A 9,691-nucleotide genomic window follows, 5' to 3' on the forward strand; every position below is an offset into this window, starting at 1 on the left:
TGGTCCGGCTCATCGCCCGGTCACCTGCCGGGCGATGCGGTGCACGAGCACCTCCAGTGGGGTGCGGGGGGTCGTCTGCGGACGTGCTTCGGTCGCCCGTTGACGACCGGGTGCCGCCGACGATGTGCTGCCGGGTCCGGTGCCGCCGGTGGCCTGCGCCGGGGCGCGGGTGGGTGCCGGGTCGCGGGGCGGTTCCAGGCCGGTCTCGGTGCGGCACCGGGCCCGCAGTTCGTCGACCGTGCCGCCGCGGTGGAACCGGGGCAGCTCCGACCGGTTCGCGGCGATCTCGGCGCGGAGTCTGCGGGTCTGGTCGTCGTCGACGCGGTCGCCGACCAGGACCACCCCGTAGCGGCGGGCGCCCTCGACGGTGACCAGTCCCCGTTCGACGTCGTGGCGCACCTGGTCCGGGTCGCGCTCCAGTGGGTCGCCCCACCCGCCGCCACCCCAGGTGACGAAGTGCAGCAGGTCGCCGGGGCGCACGCCGACGTGGTCGCACTTGGCCGGCACGGTCTGCTGCGATCCGTCGGCCCGTTCCAGGATCTTCGTGCCGCGCTGTCCCGGCTCGCCGCCCAGCACGCCCCAGGGTTTGGTGAACCAGCGGTCGTCGTGGATGGAGACCTCGCCCGGTTCGAGGAACCGGTAGCCCACCCGGATGCCGTTGCCGCCCCGGTGCTTGCCGGCGCCACCGGAGTCCGGGATCGACTCGTAGGACTCGATGCGCAGCGGGTAGTACGCCTCCAGGTACTCGTTCGGCACGTTGGTGAACGAGGGCCACATCGAGTGGCCGTCGAAGCCGTCGCCGATCGGTCGGGCGGGTACCCCGCCGAAGCCGATCTGGTAGAGCTGGAACCAGGTGCCGGAACGGTCCAGGCCGGAGTACATCAGGTGTGGGCTGGACGAGAAGCCGGCCGCGCAGAGGAAGTCCGGCTGGCACTGGCCGAGCAGCCCGGCCAGGACGTCGAAGAGCCGTCCCAGGGCGTGCGTACGGCAGGACAGTGCCGCCGGGCGTCGGGGCTTGAGCAGGCTGCCCTCGGGGATGCGGACGTCGACCAGCGGATAGAACCCGTCGTTGAACATGATCAGCGGGTCGACGGCCATGATGGTGTACACGCCGAAGAACATCCGCAGCACGTTCTCGTTCAACAGGAAGTTGATCGAGCCCTCGGCCTGGTCGCTGGTGCCGCTGAAGTCGAGCACCACCCGGTCGCCGTCGCGCCAGAGCGTGCACCGGATCCGGAAGGGTCCGGTGCCGCGCCCGTCGTCGTCGATGTAGTCCTCGAAGGTGACCGGCTGTTCGGGGACGACCTGCCGGAACAGCTTCGCCATGGCCTGCCGGTTGCGTTCCAGCAGCAGGTCCAGCGTCGCCAGGTAGGTGTCCAGGCCGAAGCGCTCGCACAGTTCCCGGACCCGGGTCTCGGCGGTCCGGCAGGAGGCCAGGACCGCGTTGAGGTCGGCCCGGTTCCAGTTGGGCAGGCGCACCTGGTTGAGGACGGTGTCCAGGAGCTGCTGGTCGAGCGTGCCGCCGCGGAACAGTTTCACCGGCGGGACGATGACGCCCTCTTCGTAGATCGACACCGCGTCGGTCGGGAGGCTTCCAGGGACCTTGCCGCCGACGTCGCTCATGTGGCCGAACATCGCCGCCCAGCCGACGAGCGTGCCGTCGGCGTAGATCGGCAGCAGCACCAGCCAGTCGTTGGCGTGGCTGATCGCGCCGTCGCAGGCGTACGGGTCGGAGGTGAAGAAGACGTCGCCCTCCTCCACCGTGCCGTCGTAGCCGGAGAGGAAACCGTCGATGAAGGAGCCGAACTGTCCGGCGACCATCCGACCCTTGCGGTCGGCGATCAGCGGGAAGGCGTCGTTCTGTTCCCGGATGCCCGGGGACATCGCGGTGCGCAGGACGACCGCGTCCATCTCGAACCGGGCGTTGCGCAGGGCGTTCTCGACGATGTCGAGCACAGCGGTCTCGACGTCGACCGGACGCGGCGACCGGGTCGTCTCGACGATGACGGCACTCATCGGGGCCCCTTCTCCTCGGCGGGCAGGATGAGCAGGTTGCCCAGCCTGTCGACGCGCGCGACGCAGCCCGGCAGGACCAGGCTGGTGGAATCCATCTCGACCACGATCGCGGGACCGCGCAGTTCGTCGCCGGCGCGCAGGGCGGTGCGGTCGTAGAGGGCGGCCTCCTGCCAGCCGCCGTCGACGTACACGCGCTGGCCGCCGATGACCGCGCGGGAGGCGTCGTGGTCGCCCGACTCGATCTCGACGGGTCGGATCCGTTCGGCGTCGGAGACCCCCACCGCGCGGATGTTGACGATCTCGTGCTGCTCGTCGAGGGCGAAGCCGAACAGGCGTCGGTGGGCCTCGTCGAAGCCGTCGCGCAGCGTGGGGATCAGCGGCCCCTGGCCGGTTGCCGGGACGCTGACGGGGACCTCGAAGCCCTGCCCGTGGTAGCGCACGTCGGCCTCGAAGCGGACCGTGCGGGCGTCGGCGGGTACCTCGGCCCGGTCGAACTCGGTGTCGATCTGGGTGGCCAGGTCGGTGAACTCGCGGCGCAGCAGCGCCTCGTCGAGGTCGTCGAGCGGGCGGACCAGTGACTTGTTCGCCTCGGCGCGGACACCGGTGGAGGCGTCTCCGTAGGCGCAGAGCACCCCCGGGGACTGCGGGATCACCACCGGCCACGAGCCGAGGAGTCTGGCCAGGGCGTTGGCGTGCAGGGGGCCCGCGCCGCCGAACCCGAAGAGGGCGAAGCGTCTCGGGTCGTAGCCGCGTTGCACCGAGACCAGTCGGAGGGCGCCGAGCATGTTCTCGTTGACGATGTCGATGATCGCGGCGGCGGCGGCCTCCACCGTCACGCCGAGTCTGGTCGCCACGGTGCCGACTGCGGTGCGGGCCTTGTCGACGTCGAGGGGCATCGCGCCGCCGAGCAGCGCGTGCGGCAGGTAGCCCAGCACGACGTTGGCGTCGGTGACCGTGGGCAGCACGCCGCCGCGACCGTAGGTGGCCGGGCCGGGTAGCGCGCCGGCGCTGGCCGGGCCGACCCGGAGTGCGCCGGTCAGGTCGGGGACGTGGGCGATGGAGCCGCCGCCGGCGCCGACGGTCTGCACGTCGATCGAGGGCGAGCGGACGGCGAGGTCGGCCACGGTCGTCTCGCGTCGGATGACCGGGGTGCCGTCCTCGATCAGGGCGACGTCGGTGGAGGTGCCGCCCATGTCCAGGGTGAGCAGGTCACGGAAGCCGGCGGCCGGTCCCAGGGCCACGGCGGCGGCGACGCCGCCGGCCGGGCCGCTCATCAGCAGGCTGACCGGGATGTCCTCGGCCCGTTCGAAGGTCATCAGTCCGCCGTCGGAGCGCAGCACCCGGCGGTCGCCGACCAGGCCCTCGGCGACCAGTTTGCTGCTGAGGTTGCGCAGGTAGGCGCCGACACCGGGGCGGACGTAGGCGTTGGCGACGGTGGTGAGGGTACGTTCGTACTCGCCCAGTTCCGGTAGGACACCGGCGGAGGTGGAGACCGGTACGCCGGGTGCCTCGGAGGCGGCGATCTCGGCGGCCCGCTGTTCGTGGGCGGGGTTGGCGTAGGAGTTGACGAAGCCGATGGCCAGCGCGTCCACACCCCGGTCGACCAGGTCGCGGACGGCGGCCCGCACGGCCGTCTCGTCCAGCGGGTCGATCTCGGTGCCCCGGGCGTCCAGTCGGCCCCGGACCTCGCGGACGTCCTCCAGTGCGACCAGTTCGGCGGGTCGGTCCCAGACGATCCAGCCGCCGAGTCCCCCGGGCACGAACGACCTGGCGATGTGCAGGACCTGCCGGTAGCCGACGGTCACGATCAGGCCGACCCGGGCGCCCCGGCGTTCGAGGACGGCGTTGGTCGCCACGGTCGTGCCGTGCAGGAACTGGCGGATGTCGGCCGCGCGGGCGGTGGCGTCGGCGAGGACCCGGGTCACGCCCTCGACGACGCCGACGGACTGGTCCTGCGGCGTGGAGGGCACCTTCGTGCGGCGGGTCCGGCCGGTCGCCTCCTCGATCAGAAGGACGTCCGTGAACGTGCCACCGACGTCGACTCCAAGTCGGTACATCAACGACCTGCTTTCTCGGGTACGTCAGCTGTCTCGGAACGTCGTCGCCGGCGGGTCCGACCGTGGGCCCCGCCGGTCGGCGTCCCCGGCGTGTGCACCGGGGACGCCGGCCGGGTCAGGAGACGGAGATGTCGTAGTAGTTGACGTGGCCCTGGGAGTAGCTGACGAAGCCGGTCACGCCGTCGCGGAAGGCGTAGAACTTCTGGGAGTCGACCAGCGGGATGGCCGGCATGTCCCCCACCATGAAGTCGTTGACCTGCTTGACCAACGCCTCCCGCTCGGGGCCGGGCTGGGTTTCGAGGATCTGCCGGGACAGCCCGTCGACGGTCGGGGAGCTGTAGTTCTGCAGGTTGGTGAGTCCACCGGTGGAGTAGAAGACCTGCAGGTAGTAGGCGGGGTCGGGCACCAGCGGGGTGCTGGTGGCCAGCCAGCTCTGCAGCTTGCCCTCGCGCTTGGCGGCGTCGAAGTCCGCGCCGGAGGCGACGTTGTTCAGTTTGACCTCGATGCCGACCTTGGCCAGTTGCGACCGCAGCAGGACGGCCACCTGTTCGCTGTGCGCGCCGACGTTGGCGGCGTTGTAGGCCAGTTCCATCGGGAAGCCGTTGGGCAGGCCGGCCTCGGCCAGCAGTTGCTTGGCCCGGTCGATGTCGTGGGTGAGGGGCTGCGCCGCCGCCGGAGCGCCGAAGTCGTCGTGGATGAAGTCGCTCGACGCGGTGGAGTAGCCCTGGTAGGCGGATTGGACGATCGCGGCGCGGTCGACGGCGTAGGAGATGGCCTCGCGGACCCGCTTGTCGTCGAAGGGCTCGGCCTTGAGGTTGGGCACCAGGACGTCGATGTTGGGATAGAGCACCCGTTCGAGCCGGACGCCGTTGCTGTTCTCCAGCGAGGAGAGCTGGTCGAAGGTGAGCGCGCTGGCGACGTCGACCTGGCCGCTCTGGGCCAGTTGGAGCCGGTTGGAGGTGTCGGCGACGGCACGCACCACCACGTCGGTCACCGTGGGCGTACCCCGGAAGTAGTTCTTGTTGGCGGTGAGCCGGACTTCCTTGCCCGGGTCGAACGAGCGCACCTCGTACGGGCCGAAGGTGGCGGTGTTCTCGCCCAGCCACTTGTAGGCGTACGGATCGTCGGTGGTGGCGTGCTTCTTGGCCTCGACGGAGTCGTAGATCGTCATGAAGAAGGTGCTCAGGATCGAGACGCTGACCGCGTTCGGCTGGGCGACGTTGATCGTGACGGTCCGGTCGTCGGTGACGGTGACCGGGTTCTCGATGTCCCATCCGCCGATGCCCATGAGGATCTTGGCAATCGGTACGCCTTCGCTGTTGACCATGCGGTCCACGGACCACTTCACGTCCTCGGCGGTGAGGTCGTTGCCGAACTGGCTCTTGGCCTCGCGGAGGGTGAAGGTCATCTGCTTGCGGTCGTCGCTGAGCTCCCAGGACTCGGCGAGCTCGGGCTCGATCTGGTCCGGGGTCTGCAGGGTCGTCGCGCCGGCCTCGGGCTTGGTGAAGCGCACGAGGGTCCCGGAGATGTTGGGTAGCAGGTCGATCGAGATGAAGCCCTGGTAGCGCTCGGAGTCGAGGCTGGAGACCACTCCGGGCGCGGCGACGGTCAACGCCTGGCTGCTGCCGGCGTCGGCGTCGTCGCCGTCGTTTCCACTACAGCCCGCGACAGCCAGGCTCGTCACGGCGAGCGCCGCCACGGCCCGCATCCGAACGGAAGTCGTTCCCATGCCGACACCTCCACATTGTGTGCAAGGTTGCTTTATCAGGCGTGCTTGACTTGGTGAAGCGGATCACAGGATGCGATGTTTGTATACAGGTTGCCGGCTGTCAAGGCTTCGTTCAGCCAGATCGGGGTCACCCCGACCGGCCAGGCGCGACCAGCCGACGGCCAGCACCGCGGGCACCCGCTCGCGCCGGAGCGCGCGCACCCCTGCCAGGCTTTGCATACATGGACTTTGCGACACCCTAGCGCCGCGCAGGGTCTAGAGCCACTAGCTGCGAAGCCAGCGCGAGTGCCACTCACGGACCTAGACGACCTCCGACGGATTACATACAATCCTGCGTCAACTGAAGGAGGTCACCGTGACTCATGCCGGCAAGCGACGGGTCATCATCGATCAGGTGCCGCAGCGCGTGTGGCGGGCAGCGGGCCTGCCCTTCGGACTTCTCACCCGCCAGATCAACGCCGACCCGGAGACCGGGGCGCAGACGCTGGTCGTCGACGTCCCACCCGGCTGGCACATGCCGGCGCACTGGAACGCCGCCGACCTCGAACTGCTGGTCCGCGACGGCGACCTGACCATCGCCGGGCGCGAGTGCCGCCCCGGGCACTACCTCTTCCTGCCCTCCGGCACCGAGCTCGGCCCGATCTCGTCGGAGCACGGCGCTACGTTGATCTTCTGGACCGACTCCCCCTTCGAGGTCCGCACCGACACACCACCGGCACCGTCGACACCGCTCGGCGAGACCGTCGACATCTTCGACAAGGCGAACTGGCGACCGGTGCGGGAGGCGTTCGCGGGGGTCACCGACACCAGCAGCCACGGCGACCTGGAGGTGCCCACGCAGTGCATCCGGCTGCGCAAGGTCGAGGAGAGCGGCAAGGACACCATCCTGTTCGTCCTGCCCCGGAGGTTCACCAAGACCGCGCTGGAGTTCCACCACAGCACCGAGGAGATCTTCTTCCTCGGCGGCTGGTGCGCCACCGACCCGGAGCACGTGTACCACGCCGGCGAGTACCTGTGCTGGGAGCCCGGCGTCATCCACGGCGTGGTCACCGGTTGGGAGGCCATCTGCCTCTCCAAGCACCACGGGCCCCTGACCAGCCCGCAGATCCCCCTCGGCGCCACCAGCCTGGACGCCGAACGGTGACCCGTTTACCCCACGACGGTCACCGCCGCAGCACACCGGGGTCGCCGCGTCCGCCGTTCGTCGTGCGCCGCGACGAGCTGGAGTACGAACTGATCTCCGCCCTCAACCACAACCCGCACGACGAGGGACTGGTGCACCGTCTCGTCGACCGGGACACCACCGGCGATCCGGAGTGCGAGTTCCTGACCGGCGTCTACCGCATGGAACCCGGGATGAGCCACCCGCTGCACCTGCACGCCGACTCCGCCGAGTTCTACTACGTGCTGGCCGGTACGGCCCGGTTCACGCTGGCCGACGAGGAGTTCGAGGCGGGACCGGGCACCGCGATGTACATCCCCGCCGGCGTCGCCCACGCGATCGAGACCGGCAGCGCCGACGGCATGGAGCTCGTGTACTCCTTCAGCACCCCTGACCTGCGGGGAATCGGCACCAGGTGGCTCTAGGCCGATATCGGGCCCGGACCCATCGCACATCGACGCAATCGTGGATCGACGAAGGAGACGAGGGTGCGCAGCATCGAACATTGGATCGCCGGGGCGTCCGTCGCCGGCAGCGGGTACGCGACCGTGTACCAGCCCGCGACCGGCCGGCCCCAGGCACAGGTCGCGATCGGCGCCCAGCCCGAGGTCGGCCGGGCCGTCGCGGCGGCGGCCCGGGCCTTCGAGTCGTGGGGCGACGTGTCCCTGTCCCAGCGCGCCAAGGTCCTCTTCCGCTTCCGTGACCTGGTCGAACGGCACGAGGACGAGTTGGCGAGGCTGGTCACCGCAGAACACGGCAAGACCGTCGAGGACGCGCGTGGTGAGGTGATCCGGGGCCGGGAGGTCGTCGAGTTCGCCTGCGGCATCCCGCAGCTACTCAAGGGCGCCTACTCCGACCAGGTCTCCACCGGTGTCGACTCGTACTCGCTGCGCGCGCCGCTCGGGGTGTGCGCCGGCATCACCCCGTTCAACTTCCCGGTGATGGTGCCGATGTGGATGCACCCCATCGCCATCGCCTGCGGCAACACCTTCGTGCTCAAGCCCAGCGAGCGCGACCCGTCCGCGTCGAACCTGGTCGCGCAGCTCTACGCCGACGCGGGCCTGCCCGACGGTGTCCTCAACGTGGTGCACGGCGGCAAGGAGGCGGTCGACGCGCTGCTCGACCACCCGGACGTCGCGGCGGTGTCGTTCGTCGGCTCCACCCCGGTCGCCCGGCACGTGCACCAACGCGCCGCCGCCTCCGGCAAACGGGTGCAGGCGTTGGGCGGGGCGAAGAACCACGCCGTGGTGCTGCCCGACGCCGACCTGGCCGAGGCGGCACGGCAGATCACCTCCGCGGCGTACGGGTCGGCCGGACAGCGCTGCATGGCGATCTCCGCCGTGGTCGCGGTCGGCGCCGCCGGGGACGAACTGGTCGACCTGCTCAGGCGGGAGGCCACGGCCATCGTGGTGGGCCCCGGCGACCAGGAGTCGTCCCAGATGGGTCCGGTGGTCACCGACGAGGCACGCGACCGCGTCATCACCTCCGTGGACGGTGCGCAGAAGGCCGGCGCCACAGTGGTCGTCGACGGTCGGGACCTGCGGGTGGACGGCCACGACGACGGATACTTCGTCGGCCCGTGCCTGCTGGACCGGGTCACTCCCGACATGGACGCGTACCAGCAGGAGATCTTCGGACCGGTCCTGGTGGTGCTGCGGGCCGAGAGCCTGGACGAGGCGATCGGGATCATCAACGCCAACCCGTACGGCAACGGCACCGCCCTGTTCACCTCCGCCGGAGCGGCGGCCCGCCGCTTCGTGCGTACCGTTTCGGTCGGCATGGTCGGGGTGAACGTCCCACTGCCGGTGCCGATGGCCTACCACTCCTTCGGCGGCTGGAAGGCGTCGCTCTTCGGCGACACCCACATCCACGGCCAGGAGGGCGTGGCGTTCTACACCCGCGGCAAGGTCGTCACCAGCAGGTGGCCGGGCACCACCCCGACGGCCCGCCCGGACTTCCACTTCCCCACCGCCACCTGACCGGCGAGCGTCGACCGGCGCGAGCTTCCCGACGCCGGTCGGCGCATCTCGCCGTCGGCCGGTCTGCCTGCGTCAATGCATGCCGGCAGCGGCTATGGCGCGGACGTCCCGGGCGGTGCAGTGGCGCGGTTGATGGCGGCCTCGACCGCCGTGCCGATGCGGCTCAGGGCCGCGATGTCGCCAGGTTCGAGCTGGTCGATCAGGTACTCGCGGACCGCCGCGACGTGTCCCGGCGCCGCGGCCACGACGACCTGGTAGCCGGCCTCGGTCAGGGTCGCGGTGGTGGCCCTGCCTGCGCCGGGGATCCGGGAGCGCGCGAGCAGTCCGCGTTTCTCCAGTCGACCGACGACGTGCGACAGGCGGGACAGCGATGCCGCTGTCCGCGCTGCCAGACGACTCATCCGCATCGTGCGCTCCGGCTCCTCGGACAGCACGGAGAGCACCATGTACTCGAAGAAGGTCAGCTGGGACTCGCGTTGCATCCGCGCGTCCAGGGCAGCCGGCAGGCTAATCATGATGGCGGAGTTGGCCAGCCATGCCGCCCGCTCGTCGTCACTGAGCCACCGGGTTCCGGTGGACCTCGCCGCTGCCCCTTCCCTGGTCATGAGGGCACCTTACCGGCGACTTGTTGACGCTTCAAGTTCGGGCGGGTAGAACTTGAAGCGTCAAAAAATCGCCGGATGGGCCAGGCGAAAAGAAGGGGGGTGGAACACCGAAAGAAAAACACCACAAAGGGCAGATAGGAAAA

Annotated in this window: 7 protein-coding genes; 3 read left to right on the top strand and 4 right to left on the bottom strand. The window is 70.0% G+C overall.

The genetic code is table 11. The features are described 5' to 3' along the window. Positions 1 to 9 precede the first annotated feature (9 nt). From ACWDVW_RS16415 to ACWDVW_RS16425, 3 genes are all read right to left on the bottom strand, one after another. The gene (locus ACWDVW_RS16415) at positions 10 to 2,016 is read right to left on the bottom strand and encodes a hydantoinase B/oxoprolinase family protein (RefSeq protein ID WP_449949254.1); all 2,007 of its coding nucleotides are present in this window, start codon (positions 2,014 to 2,016) and stop codon (positions 10 to 12) included. Continuing rightward, positions 2,013 to 4,073, bottom strand: coding sequence for a hydantoinase/oxoprolinase family protein (locus ACWDVW_RS16420; protein WP_449949257.1), 2,061 nt, complete (start codon positions 4,071 to 4,073; stop codon positions 2,013 to 2,015). The genes ACWDVW_RS16415 and ACWDVW_RS16420 overlap by 4 nt, the downstream gene beginning before the upstream one ends. 115 nt (positions 4,074 to 4,188) lie before the next feature. Further along, positions 4,189 to 5,802, bottom strand: coding sequence for an ABC transporter substrate-binding protein (locus ACWDVW_RS16425; protein ID WP_449949260.1), 1,614 nt, complete (start codon positions 5,800 to 5,802; stop codon positions 4,189 to 4,191). A 355-nt stretch (positions 5,803 to 6,157) separates the two neighbouring features. Here ACWDVW_RS16425 and ACWDVW_RS16430 point away from each other — a divergent pair, with 355 nt between their 5' ends. From ACWDVW_RS16430 to ACWDVW_RS16440, 3 genes are all read left to right on the top strand, one after another. Next, on the top strand, positions 6,158 to 6,946 hold the full coding sequence (locus ACWDVW_RS16430) for a cupin domain-containing protein (protein WP_449949263.1): 789 nt from the start codon (positions 6,158 to 6,160) through the stop codon (positions 6,944 to 6,946). Further along, entirely contained in the window at positions 6,943 to 7,389 is a 447-nt protein-coding gene (locus ACWDVW_RS16435) for a dimethylsulfonioproprionate lyase family protein (RefSeq protein WP_449949266.1), read from the top strand. The genes ACWDVW_RS16430 and ACWDVW_RS16435 overlap by 4 nt, the downstream gene beginning before the upstream one ends. A gap of 63 nt (positions 7,390 to 7,452) precedes the next feature. Further along, a complete protein-coding gene (locus ACWDVW_RS16440; RefSeq protein WP_449949268.1) occupies positions 7,453 to 8,943 on the top strand; it encodes a CoA-acylating methylmalonate-semialdehyde dehydrogenase in 1,491 nt (496 codons plus the stop codon). Positions 8,944 to 9,035: 92 nt separating this feature from the next. On the opposite strand, the gene ACWDVW_RS16445 is transcribed toward ACWDVW_RS16440, so the two are convergent. After that, positions 9,036 to 9,548, bottom strand: a complete 513-nt coding sequence (locus ACWDVW_RS16445; protein ID WP_449949270.1) for a MarR family winged helix-turn-helix transcriptional regulator — start codon at positions 9,546 to 9,548, stop codon at positions 9,036 to 9,038. Between the last annotated feature and the right edge of the window lie 143 nt (positions 9,549 to 9,691).

Source organism: Micromonospora sp. NPDC003241 (genome assembly GCF_053589795.1).